Annotated in this window: 16 protein-coding genes and 1 pseudogene; 8 read left to right on the top strand and 9 right to left on the bottom strand. The window is 64.4% G+C overall.

All coding sequences use genetic code 11. The features are described from left to right. Positions 1–6: 6 nt before the first annotated feature. The 3 genes from pgm to map form a co-directional block, all read right to left on the bottom strand. Entirely contained in the window at positions 7–1,662 is a 1,656-nt protein-coding gene (gene pgm / locus J2X92_RS23240; protein WP_307579160.1) for a phosphoglucomutase (alpha-D-glucose-1,6-bisphosphate-dependent), read from the bottom strand. 84 nt (positions 1,663–1,746) lie between these two features. Further along, positions 1,747–4,353: a [protein-PII] uridylyltransferase gene (locus J2X92_RS23235; protein ID WP_307579159.1), complete on the bottom strand. Its 2,607-nt coding sequence runs from the start codon at positions 4,351–4,353 to the stop codon at positions 1,747–1,749. A 34-nt stretch (positions 4,354–4,387) separates the two neighbouring features. After that, a complete protein-coding gene (gene map / locus J2X92_RS23230) occupies positions 4,388–5,212 on the bottom strand; it encodes a type I methionyl aminopeptidase (protein ID WP_307579157.1) in 825 nt (274 codons plus the stop codon). Positions 5,213–5,327: 115 nt separating this feature from the next. Between map and purL the strand changes: the two genes are divergently transcribed. Continuing rightward, entirely contained in the window at positions 5,328–9,362 is a 4,035-nt protein-coding gene (gene purL / locus J2X92_RS23225; protein ID WP_307579155.1) for a phosphoribosylformylglycinamidine synthase, read from the top strand. An 88-nt stretch (positions 9,363–9,450) separates the two neighbouring features. On the opposite strand, the gene J2X92_RS23220 is transcribed toward purL, so the two are convergent. The 6 genes and pseudogenes from J2X92_RS23220 to J2X92_RS23195 form a co-directional block, all read right to left on the bottom strand. Beyond that, positions 9,451–10,236, bottom strand: coding sequence for a peptidylprolyl isomerase (locus J2X92_RS23220; RefSeq protein ID WP_307579153.1), 786 nt, complete (start codon positions 10,234–10,236; stop codon positions 9,451–9,453). Between the two features lie 131 nt (positions 10,237–10,367). Further along, positions 10,368–10,652, bottom strand: coding sequence for a BolA family protein (locus J2X92_RS23215; protein ID WP_307579152.1), 285 nt, complete (start codon positions 10,650–10,652; stop codon positions 10,368–10,370). After that, positions 10,649–11,191 (bottom strand): septation protein A, encoded by a 543-nt coding sequence (locus J2X92_RS23210; protein ID WP_307579150.1) that lies wholly within the window; start codon positions 11,189–11,191, stop codon positions 10,649–10,651. Before J2X92_RS23210 ends, J2X92_RS23215 begins: the two co-directional genes overlap by 4 nt. 21 nt (positions 11,192–11,212) lie before the next feature. Continuing rightward, the gene (gene msrB / locus J2X92_RS23205) at positions 11,213–11,623 is read right to left on the bottom strand and encodes a peptide-methionine (R)-S-oxide reductase MsrB (protein ID WP_307579148.1); all 411 of its coding nucleotides are present in this window, start codon (positions 11,621–11,623) and stop codon (positions 11,213–11,215) included. Then, positions 11,620–13,101 (bottom strand): protein adenylyltransferase SelO, encoded by a 1,482-nt coding sequence (locus J2X92_RS23200; protein WP_307579146.1) that lies wholly within the window; start codon positions 13,099–13,101, stop codon positions 11,620–11,622. The genes msrB and J2X92_RS23200 overlap by 4 nt, the downstream gene beginning before the upstream one ends. A 74-nt stretch (positions 13,102–13,175) precedes the next feature. Next, positions 13,176–14,251, bottom strand: a pseudogene (locus J2X92_RS23195) (AraC family transcriptional regulator). Between the two features lie 298 nt (positions 14,252–14,549). On the opposite strand from J2X92_RS23195, the gene J2X92_RS23190 reads away from it, so the two are divergent. From J2X92_RS23190 to J2X92_RS23160, 7 genes are all read left to right on the top strand, one after another. After that, positions 14,550–16,193, top strand: coding sequence for a 3-(methylthio)propionyl-CoA ligase (locus J2X92_RS23190; RefSeq protein ID WP_307579144.1), 1,644 nt, complete (start codon positions 14,550–14,552; stop codon positions 16,191–16,193). Between the two features lie 125 nt (positions 16,194–16,318). Continuing rightward, the gene (locus J2X92_RS23185) at positions 16,319–17,548 is read left to right on the top strand and encodes a branched-chain amino acid ABC transporter substrate-binding protein (RefSeq protein WP_307579142.1); all 1,230 of its coding nucleotides are present in this window, start codon (positions 16,319–16,321) and stop codon (positions 17,546–17,548) included. A 199-nt stretch (positions 17,549–17,747) separates the two neighbouring features. Further along, positions 17,748–18,986, top strand: coding sequence for a branched-chain amino acid ABC transporter substrate-binding protein (locus tag J2X92_RS23180; protein WP_307579140.1), 1,239 nt, complete (start codon positions 17,748–17,750; stop codon positions 18,984–18,986). Positions 18,987–19,066: 80 nt separating this feature from the next. Then, positions 19,067–20,020: a branched-chain amino acid ABC transporter permease gene (locus tag J2X92_RS23175; protein WP_307579138.1), complete on the top strand. Its 954-nt coding sequence runs from the start codon at positions 19,067–19,069 to the stop codon at positions 20,018–20,020. 90 nt (positions 20,021–20,110) lie between these two features. Beyond that, positions 20,111–21,427 (top strand): branched-chain amino acid ABC transporter permease, encoded by a 1,317-nt coding sequence (locus J2X92_RS23170; RefSeq protein WP_307579136.1) that lies wholly within the window; start codon positions 20,111–20,113, stop codon positions 21,425–21,427. Beyond that, positions 21,427–22,203, top strand: a complete 777-nt coding sequence (locus J2X92_RS23165; protein WP_307579134.1) for an ABC transporter ATP-binding protein — start codon at positions 21,427–21,429, stop codon at positions 22,201–22,203. The genes J2X92_RS23170 and J2X92_RS23165 overlap by 1 nt, the downstream gene beginning before the upstream one ends. A gap of 1 nt (position 22,204) precedes the next feature. Continuing rightward, the gene (locus tag J2X92_RS23160) at positions 22,205–22,900 is read left to right on the top strand and encodes an ABC transporter ATP-binding protein (protein ID WP_307579132.1); all 696 of its coding nucleotides are present in this window, start codon (positions 22,205–22,207) and stop codon (positions 22,898–22,900) included. Positions 22,901–23,018 lie beyond the last annotated feature (118 nt).

The raw sequence follows: 23,018 nt of genomic DNA, 5'->3' as shown, positions 1-23,018 counted from the left end.
GGTTTGTCAGCCCGCCGACAGCGCCTTGTCCACCAGCTGCTGCGCCTCTTCCAGGATGCGTCCCAGGTGCTCCGCACCCTTGAAGCTCTCGCCGTAGACCTTGTAGATGTTCTCGGTGCCCGAGGGGCGCGCGGCGAACCAACCGTTGGCCGTGACGACCTTCACACCGCCGATGGCTGCGCCGTTGCCCGGCGCATGGCTGAGCACGGCCTCGATCTTGTCGCCTGCCAACTCGCTCGAGCTGACCTGCTGCGGCGACAGATTGGACAGTTTCTTTTTTTGCTCGACGGTGGCCGCCGCATCGACGCGATCGGACACCGGCTGGCCCAGCGCCTGTGTCAACTCGGCGTAGCGCTCGCCCGGATCGCGTCCGGTGCGCGCAGCAATCTCGGCTGAGAGCAGTGCGGGCACGATGCCGTCCTTGTCGGTGGTCCATGCCGAGCCGTCGAAACGCAGGAAGGTCGCACCCGCGCTTTCCTCTCCGCCAAAGCCCAGCGAACCATCTACCAGCCCATCGACGAACCACTTGAAGCCGACAGGCACCTCGTAGAGCTTGCGGCCGAGCCGGGCCGTGACGCGGTCGATCATCTGGCTGCTCACCACCGTCTTGCCAACGGCCGCTTGCGCCGGCCACTGCGGGCGGTGCGTGTAGAGGTAGTCGATCATCACCGCGAGATAGCTGTTCGGCTGCATCAAGCCCGTGCTGCGCGCGACCACGCCATGGCGGTCGTGGTCGGTGTCGCATGCAAAGGCGATGCCGAAACGGTCTTTCAGCGCGATCAGCTTGTGCATCGCGTCGGGCGACGAAGGATCCATGCGGATGCGGCCATCCCAATCGAGCGACATGAAGCGGAAGGTCGGGTCGACTTCCTGGCTGAGCACCTCGAGGCGCTTGAGCTTGTAGCGCTCTGCGATGGCGGGCCAGTAGTGCACGCCGGCGCCGCCGAGCGGATCGACGCCCAGGTCGATCTCCACACCGCGAATCGCGTCCATGTCGAGCACCTGCGCCAAGTCTTCGACGTAGGTGTTCAGGTAGTCGTGCCGGTGCGTGGTCGAGGCACGCAGTGCCTGTGCGAACGGCAGGCGCTTCACGCCCTGCAGCCCGCTAGCGAGAAAGGCGTTGGCGGCAGCCTCGACCGCGGAAGTGATGTCGGTGCCCGCAGGGCCGCCGTTCGGTGGGTTGTATTTGAAGCCTCCGCTTTCGGGCGGATTGTGCGAAGGCGTGATCACGATGCCGTCGGCCAGCCCCGTCGTGCGTCCGCGGTTGTAGACCAGGATGGCATGCGAGACGGCCGGCGTGGGCGTGTACTCGTCGTCCTTCGAGAGCATCAGTTCCACGCCGTTGGCCGCGAGCACTTCCACCGCGCTGTTGAACGCCGGCGTGGAAAGCGCATGCGTGTCGATGCCGAGGAACAGCGGCCCGTCGATGCCTTTCTGGCGCCGATAGTCGGCAATGGCCTGGCTCATCGCCAGCACATGCCATTCGTTGAACGCGTTGTCGAAGGAGGAGCCGCGATGCCCCGAGGTGCCGAAGGCCACGCGCTGCGCCGCTACCGAGGGATCGGGCTGGCCCGAGTAGTAGGCGGAGACAAGACGCGGAACGTTGACCAGCAGCTCCAGCGGTGCGGGCTGGCCTGCGAGGGGATTGGTTTTCTGGCTCATGTCGGGTGTTGCCGTTCGAGTTGAATCAAGTCGACAACATCATGCCGCAGGACGCGCCTGCGCATGAAACAAGCGGAAAGCGTCCTACGAGGCCAGCGCTTCCATCAGGTCGGTCTCAATCGCAAGCTGCGTCTTCTGGCCCTGCAGTTCGGGCCCGCTGATCAGGAAGGTGTCTTCCACACGCTCGCCCAGGGTCGTGATCTTGGCAAGCTGCAGGTTCAGGTGATGCCGTGCGAGCACGCGCGCCACCGAATACAAAAGCCCCGCGCGGTCGCTGGCCGAGATATTGAGCAGCCAGCGCTGCGCCTTGTCGTCGGGCAAGAGGCTGATGCGCGGCTTGATTGGGAAGCTGCGCACGCGGCGCGACACCCGTCCCACGCTGGGCGCGGGTAGGGGGCCGGCTTCGGTCAGCGTCTGCGCAAGGCCCGACTCGACCATGCTGATGAGGTCGCGGTAGTGATCGGGCTGGAAAGTGGTCACCACCTGGAAGGTGTCGAGCGCGTAGCCGTTGCTCGTGGTGTGTACTTTCGCGTCAAGAATGTTGAACGACGACTGGTCGAAATAACCGCAGATGCGCGCGAACAGGTCGGGCTGGTCGGGTGTGTAGACCACCACCTGCAGGCCTTCGCCAACGGGCGAAAGATGCGCGCGCACGACCGGCGGCGCCTTGGGGTCGACAGGCACGTTGGGCGGCGGCACGAAGCGTGAAAGCTGCTTGGCATGCCAGGCGATCTCGGTGGCGTCGTGGCGCATGAAGTAGCCCACGTCGAGCGTGTCCCACAGCGCCTTGTGGGCCTCGAAACGCTGGGCATGCAGCGCCAGCTGTACCAGCGCTTCACGCTTGCGCGATTCCACTTCGGCGTCCGGGTCGGGCATGCGCCCGCCGAGCGCGCGCAGGGTGTAGCGGTACAGGTCTTCGAGCAGCTTGCCCTTCCAGGCATTCCAAACGCGCGGCGACGTGCCGCGGATGTCGGCCACCGTCAGCAGGTAGAGGGCGGTGAGGTAGCGCTCATTGCCCACGCGCTTGGCAAAGGCGCCGATCACCTCGGGGTCGCTCAGGTCCTGCTTCTGCGCCACCTGGCTCATCACCAGGTGCTCGGCAACAAGGAATTCGATCAGCCTCGCGTCTTCGCGCGCAATGCCGTGCTGTTTGCAGAAGCGCTGCACGTCGCGCGCGCCGAGCGTCGAGTGGTCGCCGCCGCGGCCTTTGGCAATGTCGTGGAAGAGCGCGGCCACGTAAAGGATCCACGGCTTGTCCCAGCCGGCCGCGAGCTGCGAGCAGAACGGGTATTCGTGCGCGTGCTCGGCAATGAAGAAGCGCCGCACGTTGCGCAGCACCATCAAAATGTGTTGGTCCACCGTGTAAACGTGGAACAGGTCGTGCTGCATCTGTCCCACGATGCTGCGGAACACCCGCAGGTAGCGCCCCAGCACCGAGGTCTGGTTCATGAGCCTGAACGCATGCGTAATGCCGTAGGGCTGCAGCAGGATACGCATGAAGGTCTCGTGGTTGACCGGGTCGTTGCGGAACTTGCTGTCCATCACGTGGCGCGCGTTGTAGAGCGCGCGCAGCGTGCGGGCCGACAGGCCCTGCACGCCGATGGTCTTCTGGTAGAGAAGAAAGGTCTCGAGAATGGCGTGCGGCTCGCGCTCGTAGAGATCGTCGCTTGCAATCTCGATCAGGCCGGCGCGCTCGAAGAAGCGCTCGTTGATCGGCGTGTGCTGCTCGTCCACCGGCTGCAGCCGCTCCGCGATGTTGAGCAGCAAGATCTGGTTGAGCTGAGACACCGCCTTGGCCGACCAATAGTAGCGCCGCATCAACGCTTCGCTCGACTTGCGCTGCGATTCGCCCTCATAGCCGAAGCTCGCGGCCACGGCCGTCTGCAAGTCGAAAACCAGGCGGTCTTCGCGCCGCTTGGCAATCACGTGCAGCCGCGCGCGGATCAGCGAGAGCAGGGCTTCGTTGCGCTTGATCTGCTGCGCCTCGAAGGAGGTCGCCAGGCCGTTCTTGGCCAAGTCGTCCCATCGGTTGCCGAAGCCTGCGGCCTTGGTCATCCACAGGATGGTCTGCAGGTCGCGCAGGCCGCCGGGCGATTCCTTGCAGTTGGGCTCCAGCGCATACGGCGTGCTGTCGTACTTCTGGTGGCGGTGCCGCATTTCCTGCGACTTGGCCACGAAGAAAGCCTGCGGATCGATGGCCCGCGCAAAGCGCCTGCGGAACGCCACGAACAGCTTCTTGTTGCCAGCGACCAACCGCGATTCGAGCAGCGAGGTCTGGACCGTGACGTCTTTCTCGGCCTCGGCCAGGCACTCTTCGACGGTGCGCACGCTGGAGCCGATCTCCAGGCCCGCGTCCCAGCAGTGTCCGATGAAGGCCTCGATGCGCGCCGGATCGATCTCGCTGGCGTGGCCTTCGGGCGGCAGCAGCAACAGCACGTCTACGTCGGAATAAGGAAACAGCTCGCCGCGGCCGAAGCCGCCCACGGCCGCCAGCGTGAGCGAGTCGCCGAAGTCGGCGTTGCGCCAGAGCGCGCACAGCGTCTGGTCGGCCAGCGCCGACAGCTGGCGCAGCACGGTGTGCACGCTGCGCGTGGGCGCGCGCGCAAAGCGCAGGGTGTCGAACAGCGCCAGCTTTTTTGCGCGATAGGCTTCGCGCAGCGTGGCAACGTCGATCTTGGCTGGTTCGATCACGGCTTAGTCCGGGGCCGCGCGCCGCTCGCGCGGCTCACGTTTTCGTGGAAGTGACGAACGAGGGCAGGGGTGGGCTGCCTTCGGACAGCGTGAGCACCTCGTAGCCCGTTTCGGTGACCAGCACCGTGTGTTCCCATTGCGCCGACAGCGAATGGTCGCGGGTGACGATGGTCCAGCCGTCGTACTGGCCGCCCCTGAAGTCTTCCTTCACCTCGCGCTTGCCGGCATTGATCATCGGCTCGATGGTGAAGATCATGCCGGGCTTGAGTTCTTCCAGCGTGCCCGGCCGGCCGTAGTGCAGCACCTGGGGCTCTTCATGGAAGCGCTGGCCCACGCCGTGGCCGCAAAACTCGCGCACCACCGAATAGCCCTGGCCTTCGGCGAACTTCTGGATCGCGTAGCCCACGTCGCCCAGGTGCGCGCCCGGGCGCACCTGCATGATGCCGTGCCACATGGCTTCGAAGGTGATGTGGCACAGGCGCTTGGCGGCAATGGAAGCGTCGCCGATGATGTACATGCGGCTGTTGTCGCCGAACCAGCCGTCCTTGATGACGGTCACGTCGACGTTCATGATGTCGCCCTTCTTCAAAGGCTTGTCATTCGGAATGCCGTGGCACACCACGTGGTTGACCGAGGTGCAGAGCGACTTCGGGAAAGGCACGCTGCTGGCGCCCATGTAGCCCACCGTCGCCGATGTCGTGCCCTGCTTGACCATGTATTCGGCGGCCAGCCGGTCGACGTCGTTGGTGGTGATGCCGGGCTTGATGAACGGGGTGAGGTAGTCCAGCACCTCGGAAGCCAGGCGGCAGGCGACCCGCATGGCTTCGATGCCTGCGGCGTCTTTGTAGGTAATGCTCATCCCGGAATTATCCCATTCAGCAAGCTAAAATTCCGGGTTAACGCGGATGACCCCAGTCAGCGGCCATCCGCCTCGATTCTTTGATTCCCAACGCGGCCCCAAGGCCCCTTCGACCGTGACGCAGCCCGCATCCCAAGCCCTTCCCGTCGTAACCCTGTTCGAGGGCGGCAGCGCGCTCAGCGATTTCCGCGCGCGGCAGCTGCTGCCCAAGCTGCAAGCCATCGAGCCGCGCATCGAAGGCGTTGCCGCCCGTTTCGTGCACCTGGTGGTCACCGACGCCGCCCTGGGCGCCGCCGATCACGACCGGTTCGCCGCGCTGCTGACCTACGGCGAGCCTTTCGAGGCGCTGGCCAAGGCCGGCACCTCCGTGGTCGTCACCCCACGCCTGGGCACCGTGTCGCCCTGGGCTTCCAAGGCCACCGACATCGCCCACAACTGCGGGCTGGCGCTCCGCCGTGTCGAGCGCGTCACGCAATACCACCTCAAGCTCAAGTCGCCGCTGATCGGCAAGGCGACCGTGCTCGAAGGCGATCTGCTGGCCGCCGTGGCCGGTCCGCTGCATGACCGCATGACCGAATCGGTGCTCGCCACGGTGGAACAGGCCGCGAGCCTCTTCAGCGAGTTGCCAGCACAGCCCATGGCGCTGGTCGACGTGCAGGCCGGCGGCCGCAGCGCGCTGGTAGCGGCCAACACCGGCTTCGGTCTTGCGTTGGCCGAGGACGAGATCGATTACCTCGTCGAAGCCTTCACCCGGCTCGGCCGCAATCCGAGCGACGTCGAACTGATGATGTTCGCGCAGGCCAACAGCGAGCACTGCCGCCACAAGATTTTCAATGCCCAGTTCACCATCGATGGCAAGGCGCAGCCGCAGAGCCTGTTCTCGATGATCCGCCATACCGAGAAGCAGAACCCGCAGCACACGGTCATTGCGTATGCAGACAACGCGTCGGTGATGGAGGGTACGACCATCGAGCGCTTTGTCGCTCGTTCGGATTCGCAAAGCTATCAAAAAGATAGCGCATTGAGCCATGTACTCATGAAGGTGGAAACGCACAACCACCCGACCGCCATTTCGCCGTTCCCTGGCGCCTCGACCGGTGCAGGCGGCGAGATCCGCGACGAAGGTGCCACCGGCCGCGGCTCCAAGCCCAAGGCCGGCCTGACAGGCTTCACCGTATCGAGGCTCTGGCCGGAAGAGGGCCACTACGGCAAGCCCGAACACATCGCGAGCCCGCTGCAGATCATGACCGAGGGCCCCCTGGGCGGCGCTGCGTTCAACAACGAATTCGGCCGGCCCAACCTGCTGGGCTACTTCCGCGAATACGAGCAGACGGTCTCCAGCGACATCGACACCGTGCAGCGCGGCTATCACAAGCCCATCATGATCGCGGGCGGCCTCGGCAGCATCGACGCCACCCAGACGAAGAAGATCCAGTTCCCGGCCGGCTCGCTGCTGATCCAGCTTGGCGGCCCCGGCATGCGCATCGGCATGGGCGGCAGCGCCGCCAGCTCGATGGCCACCGGCGCCAACGCGGCCGAGCTCGACTTCGACTCGGTGCAGCGCGGCAACCCCGAAATCGAGCGCCGCGCGCAAGAGGTCATCAACCATTGCTGGCAGCAGGGCGCGGCCAACCCGATCCTGGCGATCCATGACGTGGGCGCGGGCGGCCTGAGCAATGCCTTCCCCGAGCTGACCAACGACGCCGGCCGCGGTGCGCGCTTCGACCTTCGTGCGGTTCCGCTCGAAGAGTCGGGCATGGCACCCAAGGAAATCTGGTGCAATGAAAGCCAGGAGCGCTACGTGCTGGCCATCGCGCCGGAATCGCTCGAACAGTTCAAGGCCTTCTGCGAGCGCGAGCGCTGCCCGTTCTCGGTGGTGGGCGTGGCGACCGAGGAGCGCCAGCTGCTGGTGGCCGATGAAGGCGCCGCGGTCCAGCCGGTCGACATGCCGATGGACGTGCTGCTCGGCAAGCCACCCAAGATGCACCGCGAGGTGAAAACCGTGGCGCGCAGCTTCAAGCCACTCGACCTCACGGGCGTTGATCTGCAGAAGGCCGCCATCGACGTGCTTGCGCACCCGACCGTGGCCTCCAAGCGCTTCCTGATCACCATCGGCGACCGCACCGTGGGGGGCCTCAGCAACCGCGACCAGATGGTCGGCCCGTGGCAGGTGCCCGTGGCCGATTGCGCCGTCACGCTCGCCGACTACAAGGGCTTTGCCGGCGAGGCGATGAGCATGGGCGAGCGCACCCCGCTGGCCGCACTCGATGCGCCGGCTTCTGGCCGCATGGCCGTGGCCGAGGCCATCACCAACCTGCTGGCCGCGCCGATCGAGCTTTCGCGCGTCAAGCTCTCGGCCAACTGGATGGCCGCGTGCGGCGAACCGGGCGAAGACGCCGCGCTGTACGAAACCGTCAAGGCCGTGGGCCTGGAGCTGTGCCCGGTACTGGGCGTGTCGATTCCGGTCGGCAAGGATTCGCTCTCGATGCGCACGCAGTGGAAAGACGATGGCGAAGCAAAGAAGGTCACGTCGCCCGTCAGCCTGATCGTCACCGCATTCGCGACGCTCGCCGACGTGCGCGGCACGCTCACCCCGCAGCTCGACGCCGAAGAGGCCGACACCACCCTCGTGCTCATCGACCTGGGCCGCGGCCAGCACCGCATGGCCGGCAGCATCCTGGCGCAGACGTTGAACCAGAGCGGCGACACCGTGCCCGACCTCGACGACCCGGCGCAACTCGTCGCGCTGGTCAATGCGGTGAACGCGCTGCGCGCCGACGGCAAGATCCTGGCCATGCACGACCGCAGCGACGGCGGCCTCTTCGCCACCGCCTGCGAAATGGCCTTTGCCGGCCATGTGGGCGTGGCGCTCAACGTCGACATGCTGGTCACCGAAGGCGACGGCATCTCCGACAGCCGCATGGAAACCGGCGACGCCAAGAACTGGGCGCAGCAGGTCAGCGCGCGGCGCGAAGAGCTCACGCTCAAGGCGCTCTTCAACGAAGAACTCGGCATGGTGCTGCAGGTGCGCACCGCCGAGCGCAACGACGTGATGCAGGTGCTGCGCGCCCACGGCCTCAGCGCCCACAGCCATTTCGTCGGCAAGACGCGGCCCGTCAGCTCGACCATGGACGCCGGCAAGGGCAAGCTTGAAGTCTGGCGCGACGCCAAGTCGGTGTTCAGCGCCACGCTGCACGACCTTCACCAGGTGTGGGATTCGGTCAGCTGGAAGATCGCCCGCGAGCGCGACAACCCTGCGTGCGCCGACGCCGAACACGCCGCCGCCGGTGAGCCGACCGATCCGGGCATGCACATCTTCCTCCCCCTCCCTCTGGGAGAGGGCAGGGGTGAGGGCAGCGACATCAATGCCCCCGCCATCCTTCAGAATCGTCCCAAGGTCGCCATCCTGCGCGAGCAAGGCGTCAACTCGCACGTCGAGATGGCCTACGCTTTCACCGAAGCCGGCTTCGAAGCCTACGACGTCCACATGACCGACCTGCAGACGGGCAGGGCGGACCTTGCCAACTTCAAGGGCGTGGTCGCCTGCGGTGGCTTCAGCTACGGCGATACGCTGGGCGCCGGCATCGGCTGGGCCCGCAGCATCACCTTCAACCCCAAGCTCGCCGAACAGTTCAAGGCCTTCTTCGGCCGCCAGGACACCTTCGGCCTGGGCGTGTGCAACGGCTGCCAGATGTTCGCCGAACTGGCCGACATCATTCCGGGCGCCGAAGCCTGGCCGCGCTTCACCACCAACCAGAGCGAGCGCTTCGAGGCGCGCCTCTCGATGGTCGAGGTGCTCGAATCGCCGAGCCTTTTCTTCGCGGGCATGGCCGGCAGCCGCCTGCCGATCGCGGTGGCGCATGGCGAGGGCTATGCCAACTTCAAGCACCGCGGCGATGCGGCCAAGGCCATTGGCGCGATGCGCTTCGTGGACAACCACGGCCAGCCCACCGAGCAGTACCCGTTCAACCCGAACGGAAGTGCGGGAGGCCTGACCTCGGTGACCACGCCGGACGGCCGCTTCACCGCCGTGATGCCGCACCCTGAGCGTGTGTTCCGCAATATCCAGATGAGCTGGACTTCGGGCGACAAGAGCGCGCTGAGCCCGTGGATGCAGATCTGGCGCAATGCGCGCCGCTGGGTGGGCTGATCGACGCAAGCCCGCCACGCGGCGGGCAACAAAAAAAGCGGCCCGCGGGCCGCTTTTTTCATGGGGTTGCAAAGGCTCCCGGTTGGTCTTACTCGACCTTTGCCTTGGCGCGCAGTTCTTCCTGATACTTCTGCAGGCGCTGCTGCTGCAGCTGCTGCGTGATCTGCGGCTTCACTTCTTCCAGCTTGGGAAGCTGCGCCTGGCGGATGTCATCGACGCGGATGATGTGATACCCAAACTGCGTCTTGATTGGCGCTGGCGTGGTCTCGCCCTTCTTGAGCTTGATCATCGCTTCCGAGAACTCGGGCACAAAGCTCGCGGGGTTGGCCCAGTCGAGGTCGCCGCCATTGGCGCCCGATCCCGGATCCTTGCTCTGCTTCTTGGCGATGTCCTCGAACTTGGCGCCCTTCTTCAGGTCGGCCATGATCTTCTTGGCCTGGTCTTCGGTTTCGACCAGGATGTGGCGGGCCTTGTATTCCTTGCCGCCATTTGCCGCCACGAACTTGTCGTACTCGGCCTTCACGTCGGCGTCCGAGACCGGGCTGGTCTTGCGGTAGTTCTCGAACAGCGCGCGGATCAGGATGGCCTGGCGGGCGAGCTCGAGCTGGTTCTTGTAGTCCTCGGTGGCGTCGAGGCCTTGCTTCTGCGCTTCCTGCATGAACACTTCGCGCGCGACGATTTCCTCGCGCAGCTGCCCCTGCATTTCCGGCGTGACCGGCCGGCCGGCGGCCGCCAGTTGCTGGGCCAGCACGTCCATGCGCGCTTTGGGCACGGGCTTGCCGTTGACGATGGCCGCGTTCTGCGCCATAGCCGCCACGGGAATCGCACCGAGCAGCGCTGCGGCCGCAACGGCCTGCAAGATTTGTTTTTTCATGGAATGAATATCAGGCTGAGGGGAAATGCGCGTATGAAAAAGCGCGTGGAACAAAGCGGAACGAACGAAGAAGAGTGGAGGCGGGCCGCCGCGCCATGGGGGCGGTAGCGGCATGCAACTGATCGAAAGATTCAGAGCACCTCGATGGCGATGGCGTGCAGACCCTGCGCGATAAAAACTTGGAGGGCATCATACACAAGGCGATGGCGCGCCACGCGGGGCTTCCCTTCGAACAGTGGGGAAGCCACGCGCACCCTGAAATGGGTGCCGCGGCCCTCCGCGTTGGCGCCGGCATGGCCGGCGTGGGCGCTGCTCTCGTCGATCACCTCCAGCACCGTGGGCCGGAGCGCTTCGCGCAGCGCCTCTTCAAGGTCGCGCGCCGTCGGCAGGGGGTCGCTCACAGCGGCGGCACTCATGCGGCAGGCTTGTCGTCGCTCTTGAGGTGCGGCGAGATATAGAGCCCCTGCGCGATCAGGAAGACGACGGGGAAAACGTAGCCCCAGAGCTTGAAGTTGACCCAGGCCTCGGTGGTGAAGTACGCCGCCACGTAGCCGTTGATGGCCGCCATGAAGAGGCAATAGCCGATCCACGCCACGTTGAGGCGGCCCCACACGCGGTCTGGCAGCTGCAGCTGCGAGCCCAGCAGCATCTTGAGAAAGTTCTTTTTCAGCGCCCAGAGCGCAACCGCCAGGGCAATGGCCATGGCGCCGTAGAGCACCGTGGGCTTCCACTTGATGAAGCGGTCGTCGTGCAGCACCAGCGTGAGGGTGCCGAACAAGAGGATCAGCACCAGCGTGGCCTTCTGCATGGCCTGCAGCTTGCGCTCCATGGCGTAGGTGATGCCCATCTGCACCACGGTGGCGGCCATGAGCACGCCGGTGGCGGTGTAGATGTCGGCCAGCTTGTAGGCGCCGAAGAACAGCAGGATCGGAAAGAAGTCGAGGATCAGTTTCATGCGCTGGAGAGGGCAGGTTGGTTATTTCTTCTGGAAGTCCAGCGAGGCGGAATTCATGCAGTAGCGAAGGCCTGTTTCGGTGGGGCCGTCGGGGAATACGTGGCCCAGGTGGGCGCCGCAGTTCGCACAGACGTTTTCCGTGCGCACCATGCCGTGCGAGCGGTCGACGATGTTCTTGATGGCGCCCGGCACGGCTTCTTCCGAGAAGCTGGGCCAGCCGCAACCCGCGTCGAACTTGTCCGAGGCCTCGAACAGCTTGGCGCCGCAGCAGATGCAATGGTAAGTGCCGTCTTCCCAGTGCGCTTCGTACTTGCCGGTGAATGGGCGCTCGGTGGCCGCATGACGCGTGACCTCGAAGGCCGCGGGCTCGGCGCCTTTTTCAGCGAGCAGGGCTTTCCATTCGGCGTCGGTTTTCTGTACGGGAGTGGTCATGATGAGCAGCTGATTTCGATCGTGGAAGCCCAGTCGGGCGGAAACCCGGCATAGGCATCGGAGCCGGGATGTTCTTCAAATGGGGTTTCGAGCAGTGTCAGCAAGGTTGCCACACCCGAGAAGTCCTTTTGGCCAGCCGCTTCGATGGCTTGCTGGCCCAGGTGGTTCCTCAACACATACTTCGGATTGGATTTGAGCATCTGATCCGCGGCCTCAGAACGCGAGGCCTCCGCATGGCGCTCTGAAAACAATAGCAACCAGGCGTCGAAGCCGGCGCGGTCCAGAAATAGGTCGCGCACCGGCTCGGCGCTGCCGCCAGCCATGTGCTGCGAAAGGCGACGCCAGAAGATCGTGTAGTCGACCTTTTCGGCGGCCAAAAGCTTCAGCACGCCCTCGATGAGCGCGCGATCGCCTTCGGCCGGCTCAGAAAGCCCGAGCTTGGCACGCATCCGGCCCTCGAACTCGCTCGGGAACACCGTCTTGTACGACTCCAGCGCAGCCACCGCGATTTCCTGGTCGCCGATCAGCGGCAGCAGCGCCTGGGCCAGGCAGAACAGGTTCCAGTAGGCGACGTTGGGCTGCTGGTTGAAGGCGTAGCGTCCGCTGGTGTCGCTGTGGTTGCAGATGTGGCGCGGATCGAAGCCGTCCAGAAATTGGAACGGCCCGTAGTCGATGGTGAGCCCGAGGATGCTCATGTTGTCGGTGTTCATCACGCCATGGCAGAAGCCCACCGCCTGCCATTGGGCGAGCAGGGCGGCGGTGCGCTCGCTCACGGTTTCGAGGAAGGCCGCATAGGCGTTGCCATTGAAGCGCTCCGTGGTGCGGCAGGCCGGGTAGTAGCGGTCGATCACGTAATCGGTCAATGCGCGCAGTTCGGCGTCCCGCTGGTTGGCTGCAAAGTGTTCGAAATGTCCGAACCGCACAAAGCTGGGCGCCACGCGGGTCACCACGGCCGCGGTTTCCGGTACTTCGCGGTACACGGGCGCGTCGGAGCCGGTCACGCACAATGCCCGGGTGGTCGGGATGCCAAGGCCCTGCATGGCCTCGCTGCAGAGAAACTCGCGGATGCTCGAACGCAGCACGGCACGGCCGTCTCCGCCGCGCGAGTAGGGGGTACGGCCCGCGCCTTTTAGCTGTACCTCGAGCCCGCCCGCGGTCTCGCCCAGCATGATCGCGCGGCCATCGCCGAGCTGGCCGGCCCAGACGCCGAACTGGTGGCCGCTGTACACGGTGGCAAAGGGCCGCGTTCCCGCAATGGGCACGCTGCCGGTCAAGGCAGCCAGCGTGCTGTCCGATTGCCGCCATTCGGCCGGAAGGCCAAGCTCGCGCGCCATCGCCTCGCTCTGGCCCACCCAATAGGCATCGGGCAGGGGCGTCGGCCGCAATTCGGTGAGAAACGCGGGTCCCAGTGCCAGGAATCCGGGTTTCCATTGCAATCCCAGGTCGGCGGCGACCATGTCTTCGGCAAGCAAGCTCATGCCGGCATTGTCCGGCAGAGCGCGTAACCCCTTGCGGCGCGGGCCATCGCGCTCTTGCAAAGGGGCAATGAGGGTCAGTAGGCGAGTGCCGAGATGTCCCAGATCCGTGCCCGGTATTGGGCGGGCGGCAGCCCGAACCAGCGTTTGCAGGCGCGGAAGAAATTGCTGCTGTCGACAAAGCCCAGCATGTCCGCCACCGCGGTGAGCGTATGCCGGTCTTCCGCCAGGTACTGCCGCGCGAGCTCGCGGCGGGTGCGGTCGAGCAGCGACTGAAACGACACCGACTCTTCTGCAGCCGGCGCTGCAGCGTGCGCTCCGCTAATCCCAGGCCGGCGGCCACGTCCTGCCGGCGCGGTTCGCCCTGCGGCAGCCGGCGCGCGATCTCGGCGCACACCAGGGTGCTGGTCGTGGTTTGGCCGAGCAGGTTCAGCTGGTCGTCCAGCAGGTGCTCCTGCATCTCGCCCAGCGCAGGATGATGGGTGGGCAGCGGCATGGCCAGGTCGGCGCTCGACAGCAGCATGCGGTTGGCCGCGGCGTGGAATCGCACGTCGCAGCCGAAGGCCTCGCGATGCAGCCGGTCGCTGGCCGGCGCAGGGTAGACGAACTCCATGGCCAGCGGCTGCAGTTCGCGGCGCGTGAGCCACTGGCATTGCATGAGCGTGGTCAGGAGGGCGTATTCGACGCGCTGGCGCGGTATTGGCAAGCTGCCGCCGCTGTGCTCCATCACCAGCCAGCAACCGCGCGGATCCGGGTGCAGCGAGAAGGCCGTCGCGTCCGAGATCACGGCCATGTAGCGCGCCAGCCGCGCGAGCGCCGAGCCGAGGTCGGGGCTGCAGGCCATGGCATGGCCGACCGTGCCCAGCTTGCTGTGCGTGGCGGCCAGGTCGCGGTGCAGGCCGAGCGACGGCCTGCCGGCGCGCGCCACGGCAAGTTGCCAGAGCAGGGTGACTTCGTCGACGGGGATGCGGGCGTTCTGGCGGCGCAGCGAATCGGGATCGAAGCCAGCGGCCTGCAGCAGCGACGGCACGTTAAGTCCTTCGGCCTCGAACATCGAGAGCACGCCCTCGAGCCAGACGGCCGAACTGGTCCGGCCCTCTGGTTGCTGCGCGCAGCCGGGCCGGCGTTGCAGTCGGCGCTGGGCATGTGGCATGGAGGCTCCTGAAGTCATTGAATTGGCTCGCTTGCGATAGCGGAAGAAACGCGGTCTGTTCCTAGAATTTTCTGGCGGGTTCGGCCGGCCGGAGTATGGCCACCGGGCAACGATGCAGGAATTCCGGTTAACCCGGTGTGGACGCTTTGTCGACTCCCGGTCCGTGCTACCTCCCGGTAGACGTCAGCGTCGAGTTCCGCGTGCGGGTTTCTGTCATTGTGCGAACGACCGAAGATTGAGTGAATCCGTTGACCGCAAAGTTTTAGCAGCCATTTCACAAAAGAACAGGAGCCTTTAGATGCTGGGTTTGATGCAAGACCAACCGCTTTTGATCTCGTCGCTGATCGAGTTCGCCGAGCGTCACCATGGCGACGCCGAAATCGTCTCGCGCCGCGTCGAAGGCGATATCCACCGCAGCACCTGGAGCAAGATCGCGTCGCGCGCAAGGCAGGTCGCCAATGCGCTGGACGGCGAGCAACTGCTGTTCAGCGACCGCATCGCCACGCTGGCCTGGAACGGCTACCGGCACCTGGAGCTGTACTACGGCGTGAGCGGCACCGGCCGCGTGCTCCACACCATCAATCCGCGCTTGCACCCTGACCAGATCGCTTGGATCGCCAACCACGCCGAAGACCAGATCCTATGCTTCGACCTGAGCTTCCTGCCGCTGGTGCAAGCGGTGCATGCCAAGTGCAGCACCGTCAGGAAATGGATTGCGCTGTGCGACGCCGACAAGCTGCCGGCCGACAGCGGCATTCCCAACCTCGTGAGCTACGAGGCATGGATGAGCGGGCAATCCACCGACTACGACTGGCCGACCTTCGACGAGAACTCCGCGTCGAGCATGTGTTACACGAGCGGCACCACCGGCAACCCCAAGGCAGCCCTCTACAGTCACCGCTCGACGCTGCTGCACGCCTACGCCGCGGCGCTGCCCGACGTGATGCGCATCTCGGCGCGCGATTCGGTGCTGCCCGTGGTCCCGATGTTCCATGTCAATGCCTGGGGCATTCCTTATTCGGCCGCGCTGGTCGGCGCGAAGATCGTGTTCCCCGGACCGGCGCTCGACGGCAAGTCGGTGTTCGAACTCATCGAGTCCGAAGGCGTGACCTTCGCGGCCGGCGTGCCCACCGTGTGGCAGATGATGCTCGGCCACATGCAGGCCAACGAGCTGAAGTTCTCCACCCTCGACCGCACCGTCATCGGCGGCTCGGCCTGCCCGCCGGCCATGATCCGTGCGTTCCAGGACGTCTATAAGGTCGAGGTGCTGCATGCCTGGGGCATGACCGAGATGAGCCCCCTGGGCACGCTGTGCACGCTCAAGAACAAGCATCTCGCGATGCCGGCCGATGCGCAGCTTGCAATTCGCCTGAAGCAGGGCCGCGCGATATTCGGCGTCGACATGAAGATCGTCGACGGCAACGGCAAGGAACTGCCCTGGGACGGCAAGGCCTTTGGAGACCTGCTGGTCAAGGGGCCGTGGGTCGTGAAGGAATACTTCAAGGGCGAGGGCGGCGATCCGCTGGTTCCCGACGAGCAGGGCCGCGGCTGGTTCCCCACCGGCGACGTCGCCACCATCGATCCCGACGGCTACCTTCAGATCACCGACCGCAGCAAGGACGTGATCAAGTCCGGCGGCGAATGGATCAGTTCGATCGAGGTCGAGAACATCGCAGTCGCGCATCCGGCCATCGCCATGGCCGCGTGCATCGGCGTGGCGCACCCCAAGTGGGATGAGCGACCGATCGTCGTGGTGACGAAGAAGCCCAACGCCGAGGTCACGCGCGAAGAGCTGCTCAAGTTCTACGAAGGCAAGACAGCCAAGTGGCAGATCCCCGACGACGTGGTCTTCGTCGAGGCAATTCCGCTCGGCGCCACCGGAAAGATTCTCAAGACAAAGTTGCGCGAACTGTTGAAAGACTACAAGTTGCCCACTGCATAGCCGCGAGCTGTCGCGCAGGCGATAGCCAGGCCGCTTTGGCGGCCCTGCTTGCGGGCATTCCCTGTGCGGCGAAAAAACCGGCGCTTGTACGCTGCGATCTCGGCCCCTTACCCTGGAGATTCTTCATGCCCCCTGCTATCAAGTCAGTAGCTTTCTGTGCAATGCTGCTCAGCGCCACAGCCTCTTTCGCTCAGAAGGGCGAGACCGTCAAGGTCGCCTGGCTTGATCCGCTGTCGGGGCTGATGGCGGCGGTGGGGACCAACCAGCTCAAGACCACGCAATTCATGGTCGAGGAGTTCAACAAGAAGAACATCTCCGGCGTGAAGTTCGAACTTATTGCCATCGACAACAAGCTGAGCCCGCAGGAAACCACCAGTGCCTTGCGCTCGGCCATGGACCAGGGCGCACGCTACGTGATGCAGGGCAATGGCTCCGGCCCCGCGCTGGCCATCATCGATGCGCTCGAAAAGCACAACGCGCGCAATCCTGGCAAGGAGCTGGTCTACATCAACTATGCCGCGGTCGACCCCGATCTCACCAACAGCAAGTGCAGCTACTGGCACTTCCGCCTCGATGCCGACACCTCCATGAAGATGGAGGCGCTGACCACCTTCATGAAGGACCAGCCCGAGATCAAGAAGGTCTACATCCTCGGGCAGAACTACGCGCACGGCCAGCAGGTCTCCAAGTACGCCAAGCAAAACCTGAAGGACAAGCGCCCCGACATCGAGATCGTCGGCGACGACCTGCATCCGCTCGCGCAGGTGCGCGACTTCGCCCCGTATATCGCCAAGATCAAGGCTTCGGGTGCCGACTCCGTCATCACCGGCAACTGGGGCTCCGACCTGGCGCTGCTCATCAAGTCGGCCAACGACTCGGGCTTGAACGTCAAGTTCTACACCTACTACGCCTACGGCACGGGGGCGCCGACGGCCATGGGCGCCGCTGCCGACGGCCGTGTGTTCGTGGTGGGCTACGGCCACTACAACATGGGCGGCGACATCCAGCGGATCATGGGCGAGTTCAAGAAGAAGATGAGCGACGACATGATCCAGACGTCGATCTATCACGCCTTCGCAATGCTGGACACCGCCTTCGACAGGGCGCGCTCCACCGATCCCGTGAAGGTGGCGGCCACCATGGAAGGCATGAAGTTCAAGAGCTTCAACGGCGAGATCGAAATGCGCAAGGCCGACCACCAGCTGCAGCAGGGCCTGTGGATCACCAAGTGGCAAAAGGCGGGCGGCAAGTTCCCCTATGACGCCGAGAACACGGGCTACACGATGGCACCGGTGAAGTATTACGAATCGTACGTGGCCAGCACGCCCACCACCTGCCAGATGAAGCGCCCCTGAGGCATTTTGCAAACGCATTTCCTACCCATGGGTAGCACCGTTTAACCACCCGGTAGCACCTCGTAGAAATGCGGTGTCGCCTGCGCGATAGAAACGGCCCTTGCAGCGGCCCTCTTACGGGCATTCCCTGAGGGGAGGGGCTGCAAACACTTGTACTCTCGTGCGGCCTTTTGAACGGTTTGACCAGGAGATATAGATCGTGAAGTTCGCTCTGAAAATCGCTACAGCAGCCATCCTTTCCGCAGCCGCCGCCGGCGCGCTGGCTCAAAAGGGTGAAACCGTGAAGATTGCCTGGCTCGACCCGCTGTCCGGCCTGATGGCGGCGGTCGGCACCAACCAGCTCAAGACCTTCCAGTTCCTGGCCGAGGAATTCAACAAGAAGAATGCAGCCGGCGTGAAGTTCGAGATCATCGCCATCGACAACAAGCTGAGCCCGCAGGAAACCACCAGCGCGCTGCGCTCGGCCATGGACCAGGGCGCGCGCTATGTGGTGCAAGGCAACGGCTCCGGCCCCGCGCTGGCCATCATCGATGCGCTCGAAAAGCACAACGCCCGCAACCCGGGCAAGGAAGTGCTCTACATCAACTACGCGGCCGTCGACCCCGACCTCACCAACAGCAAGTGCAGCTACTGGCACTTCCGCCTCGATGCCGACACCTCCATGAAGATGGAAGCGCTGACCGCCTTCATGAAGGAGCAGCCGGACATCAAGAAGGTGTACCTGATCAACCAGAACTATTCGCACGGCCAGCAGGTCTCGAAGTTCGCCAAGCAGAACCTGAAGGACAAGCGCCCCGACATCGAGATCGTCGGCGACGACCTGCATCCCCTGGCACAGGTGCGCGACTTCTCGCCCTACATCGCCAAGATCAAGGCTTCGGGTGCCGACTCCGTCATCACCGGTAACTGGGGCTCCGACCTGGCGCTGCTCATCAAGTCGGCCAACGACTCGGGCCTGAACGTCAAGTTCTATACCTACTACGCAGTGACCACCGGCACGCCTACCGCCATGGGCGCCGCCTCGGACGGCAAGGTCTACCAGGTGGGCTACAGCCACTACAACGCGCCGGGTCCGGTGCAGCCGCTGATGGGTGAGTACAAGAAGCGCTTCAACGACGACATGTACACCACCGACATCTACACGGTGTACGCCATGCTCAGCGAAGCTTTCGTGCGCACCAAGTCGACCGAACCCGTCAAGGTGGCCGCCGCCATGGAAGGCATGAAGTTCAAGACCTTCAACGGCGACGTCGAGATGCGCAAGGCCGACCACCAGCTGCAGCAGGGCCTGTGGATCACGCGCTGGCAGAAGACCGACGCCAAGAACCCCTACAGCCCGGAGAACACCGGTTACACGCTGGCGCCGGTCAAGTTCTACGAGGCCTACGTCGCGAGCACGCCTACCTCGTGCCAGATGAAGCGGCCCAACAATTCCTGATCGCCTGATCGCGCGCTGACCGGTCGAGGCCCGACTTCACCACTCGGGCCTTTTTCTTTTCCAACCGACACGAAAGACCGATGAACGTCGAATTCTTCGTCATCTCGCTGCTCAACGGCGTCAGCTATGGGCTGCTGCTGTTCATGCTGAGCTCTGGCCTTACGCTGATTTTCAGCATGATGGGCGTGCTCAATTTCGCGCACGCCAGCTTCTACATGCTCGGCGCGTACATCGCGTACACCTTGTCCGGCATCATCGGCTTCTGGCCGGCGCTTTTCATCGCGCCGCTGCTGGTGGGCCTGCTGGGTGCTGCCTTCGAACGCTACAGCCTGCGCCGGGTCCACAAGTTCGGCCACGTGCCCGAACTGCTGGTGACCTTCGGCCTGTCGTACCTGATTCTCGAACTGGTGCAGCTCGCCTGGGGCCGCTCCACGGTGCCCTACGGCCTGCCGCCGCAGCTGCAAGGGCCGCTGTTCTCGCTTTACGGCACGCAGTTTCCCAAGTCACGCTCGTTCATCATGCTGGTGGCGGTGCTGATGCTCATCTCGGTGTGGCTGCTGCTCACGCGCACGCGCATCGGCCTGGTCATCCAGGCGGCACTCAAGCACCCCGACATGGTGGAGGCGCTGGGCCACAACGTGCCGCGCGTCTTCATGCTGGTTTTTGGCGGCGGTGCCGCGCTCGCGGGCCTCGCGGGCGTGGTGGGTGGCAACACCTACGTCACCGAACCGGCCATGGCGGCCTCGGTCGGGTCGATCATCTTCGTGGTGGTGGTGGTCGGCGGCATGGGCTCGCTGGCCGGTGCCTTCCTTGCGTCGCTCTTGATCGGCATCATCCAGACCTTTGCCGTGGCCATGGACCAGTCGTTTGCGGGCGGGCTGCAGACGCTGGGCTTCACCGTCACAGACAAGACCTTCGGCTACGAGCTGCTCAAGCTCACGATCTCGCAGGTCGCGCCGATCCTGCCGTACCTGTTCCTGGTGCTGATCCTCATCTTCAGGCCCAAGGGCTTGCTGGGCACGCGGGAGGACTGAATGACTCAAGCACAGTCCCCCACCATTGCCGCCGACCCTCGCACCAACCCTCTTGCAACAGCAGAGGGCACAAGAAAGGGTGGAACCGAAATGACATCGACAACCACAGCCCAGACCACGCAGTACTACCGGTTCAAGCCCTGGAACATCGGGCGCTTTCTGATCTGGTCGCTGTTTGCAATCGCACTGATCATCTCGCCGCTGGTGTTCAAGAGCAGCCTCGCGCTCACCATGCTCTCGCAGATGGGCTACCTCATCATCATCTGCCTGAGCTACAACATCCTGCTGGGGCAGGGCGGCATGCTGAGCTTCGGCCATGCGGTGTACGTCGGGCTAGGCTCCTTTCTTGCCATCCACGCGATGAACATGGGCGGCAAGGGCGGGTTTCAGATTCCGCTGGTGGCCATTCCGCTGGTGGGCGGCCTGGCAGGCATGTTCTTTGCCATCTTGCTGGGCTTCGTCACCACCAAGAAGTCGGGCACCACCTTTGCGATGATCACCATGGGCATCGGCGAGCTGGTGGCCTCCATGGCACTGATGTTCCCGAGCTTCTTCGGCGGCGAGGGCGGCATCACCACCGACCGGGTCTACGGCCCGACCTTCTTCGGCTTCAACTTCGGCTCGCAGATCCAGGTGTACTACCTGATCGCCGCGTATTGCTTCGTGTGCACCGCGCTCATGTATGCCTTCACCGGCACGCCGCTTGGCCGCATGCTGAATGCGGTGCGCGACAACCCGGAGCGCGTGGAGTTCATCGGCTACAACACGCAGCGCGTGCGCTATCTCGCATTCATCATTGCCGGCTTTTTCGCGGGCATCGGCGGCGGGCTGGCGTCGATCAACTTCGAGATCGTTAACGCTGCCGACAGCCTGAGCGCCATCCGCTCGGGCGGCTACCTGCTGTTCACCTTCCTGGGTGGCGCGGTGTTCTTCTTCGGTCCGATCATCGGCGCGGTGCTGCTGGTGTTCGCGTCCATCCTGCTGTCCGAGCTTTCGAAGGCGTGGCAGCTCTACTTCGGCCTGGTGTTCGTGTTCATGGTGATGTTTGCGCCGGGCGGCATCGCCAGCCTGGTGATGATGAACCTGCGCGTCGCCAAGTTCGGCAAGTTCAACCGCCTTTGGCTGCTGTACGTCGCCATCGCGGTGGCGCTGGTGCCGGTCGTCATAGGCGCCGCGGCGCTCATCGAGATGATCTATCACATCCAGCTCAACGCGGCGATGGGCCCGAACCTGAACTTCTTCGGCGTGACGCTCGACACATCGGGCATGGCAAGCTGGCTCGGCGCGGCGGCGATCCTGGTGATCGGCCTCGGCGCGCTCGAGGTAGCGCGCCGCCGCTTCGTGCGGGTCTGGGGCCAGGCACAGGAAGAAATCGAAGCAGAAATCAAACGTCGGGAGGCGGCGTAATGAGCGCGCAATACGCACTGGAACTGAAGGCGCTGCGCAAGAATTTCGGCAAGACCGAAATCATCCGCGGCGTGGACCTGGCGGTGAATGCAGGGGAACGCGTGGCCATCATCGGCCCGAACGGCGCGGGCAAGTCGACGCTGTTCAACCTGGTCAGTGGGCGGCTGGCGCCCACCAGCGGCGAGGTGCTGCTGAACGGCGAGCGCATCGACGGCAAGAAGCCCTTCGAGATCAACCGGCTGGGCCTGTCGCGCAGCTTCCAGATCACCAACATCTTCCCCAAGCTCAGCGTGTTCGAGAACCTGCGCTGCGGCGTGCTGTGGAGCCTGGGCTACAAGTACACGTTCCTGCGCTTTCTTTCGAATCTGGACGACGCGAATGCACGCACCGAGCAGCTCATCAAGCAGATCGGCCTGGAGCGCAAGCGCGACGTGCATGCGGTGAACCTCACCTATGCCGAGCAGCGCGCACTTGAAATTGGCGTGACCATTGCGGGCGGCGCCAGCGTGATTCTCCTGGACGAGCCCACGGCCGGCATGAGCAAGACCGAGACCGCGCACTTCATCTCGCTCATCAAGCAGGTCACGGTCGGCAAGACGCTGCTCACGGTCGAGCACGACATGGGCGTGGTCTTCGGCTTGGCCGACAAGATCGCGGTGGTGGTGTATGGCGAGGTGATCGCCTTCGACACGCCGGCTGCGGTTCGCGCCAATGCACGCGTGCAGGAGGCTTACCTCGGCTCTTCGGTCGCCGACGCACAAGGGGCAGGACACTGACATGCTGAAGCTTCACGACATCCATGCCTATTACGGCAAGAGCCATGTGCTGCATGGCGTTTCGTTCAACGTCGGCCCCGGTGAAATCGTCGCGCTGCTGGGCCGCAATGGCTCGGGCCGTTCGACCACCGCAAAGGCCATCATGGGCCTGGTGCATGCCGAGGGCACGCTGCGCTGGAAAGACCAGGACATCCTGCGCAGGAAGGCGTACGAAATCGCCCACCTGGGCATCGGCTACGTGCCCGAGAACCGCGACATCTTTCCCAAGCTCACGGTGCACCAGAACCTGCTCCTGGGGCAGAAGGGCTCGGGCAAGGGCAGCCGCTGGTCGTTCGACGACATGTACGGCATGTTCCCGCGCCTGAAGGAGCGTCAGCACACCGAGGCAGGCGTGCTTTCGGGCGGCGAGCAGCAGATGCTCACGCTGTGCCGCACCCTCATGGGCGACCCCGACCTGATCATCATCGACGAGCCGACCGAGGGCCTTGCGCCGAAGATCGTCGAGCTGGTGGGGCAGTACCTGAAGACGCTCAAGAACAAGGGTATTTCGGTGCTGCTGATCGAGCAGAAGCTGACCATTGCAATGCAGATCTCCGACCGTGCACTGGTCATGGGCCATGGCAGCATCGTGTTCGACGGCACGCCCGACAGCCTGCGTGCCGATGCGACCACTCGCAAGGAGTGGCTCGAAGTCTAGGGCTCGCCCCCAGGCTTCGCGCACGTTTTTTCCACCCCCTCGCGGGGGGCAACACCAGCGGACCGGCAGAGCCGGTTCCGCGGTGTTCCTGGAACGGGCTGTAACCTTTAATGAGTCT

Origin of the sequence: Variovorax paradoxus, assembly GCF_030811855.1 — a bacterium.
GTDB lineage: Bacteria > Pseudomonadota > Gammaproteobacteria > Burkholderiales > Burkholderiaceae_C > Variovorax > Variovorax paradoxus_L.
The sequence above is the reverse complement of the archived record's forward strand: the minus strand, read 5'-3'. Positions and strand labels throughout refer to the sequence as shown.

What these genes read in the sequence shown, in the direction of transcription:
- pgm (WP_307579160.1), bottom strand. Translation starts at nt 1,662, where the DNA reads ATGAGCCAGAAAACCAATCCCCTCGCAGGCCAGCCCGCACCGCTGGAG.
- map (WP_307579157.1), bottom strand. Translation starts at nt 5,212, where the DNA reads ATGAGCATTACCTACAAAGACGCCGCAGGCATCGAAGCCATGCGGGTC.
- J2X92_RS23220 (WP_307579153.1), bottom strand. Translation starts at nt 10,236, where the DNA reads ATGAAAAAACAAATCTTGCAGGCCGTTGCGGCCGCAGCGCTGCTCGGT.
- J2X92_RS23215 (WP_307579152.1), bottom strand. Translation starts at nt 10,652, where the DNA reads ATGAGTGCCGCCGCTGTGAGCGACCCCCTGCCGACGGCGCGCGACCTT.
- J2X92_RS23210 (WP_307579150.1), bottom strand. Translation starts at nt 11,191, where the DNA reads ATGAAACTGATCCTCGACTTCTTTCCGATCCTGCTGTTCTTCGGCGCC.
- msrB (WP_307579148.1), bottom strand. Translation starts at nt 11,623, where the DNA reads ATGACCACTCCCGTACAGAAAACCGACGCCGAATGGAAAGCCCTGCTC.
- J2X92_RS23200 (WP_307579146.1), bottom strand. Translation starts at nt 13,101, where the DNA reads ATGAGCTTGCTTGCCGAAGACATGGTCGCCGCCGACCTGGGATTGCAA.
- J2X92_RS23190 (WP_307579144.1), top strand. Translation starts at nt 14,550, where the DNA reads ATGCTGGGTTTGATGCAAGACCAACCGCTTTTGATCTCGTCGCTGATC.
- J2X92_RS23185 (WP_307579142.1), top strand. Translation starts at nt 16,319, where the DNA reads ATGCCCCCTGCTATCAAGTCAGTAGCTTTCTGTGCAATGCTGCTCAGC.
- J2X92_RS23175 (WP_307579138.1), top strand. Translation starts at nt 19,067, where the DNA reads ATGAACGTCGAATTCTTCGTCATCTCGCTGCTCAACGGCGTCAGCTAT.
- J2X92_RS23170 (WP_307579136.1), top strand. Translation starts at nt 20,111, where the DNA reads ATGACATCGACAACCACAGCCCAGACCACGCAGTACTACCGGTTCAAG.
- J2X92_RS23165 (WP_307579134.1), top strand. Translation starts at nt 21,427, where the DNA reads ATGAGCGCGCAATACGCACTGGAACTGAAGGCGCTGCGCAAGAATTTC.
- J2X92_RS23160 (WP_307579132.1), top strand. Translation starts at nt 22,205, where the DNA reads ATGCTGAAGCTTCACGACATCCATGCCTATTACGGCAAGAGCCATGTG.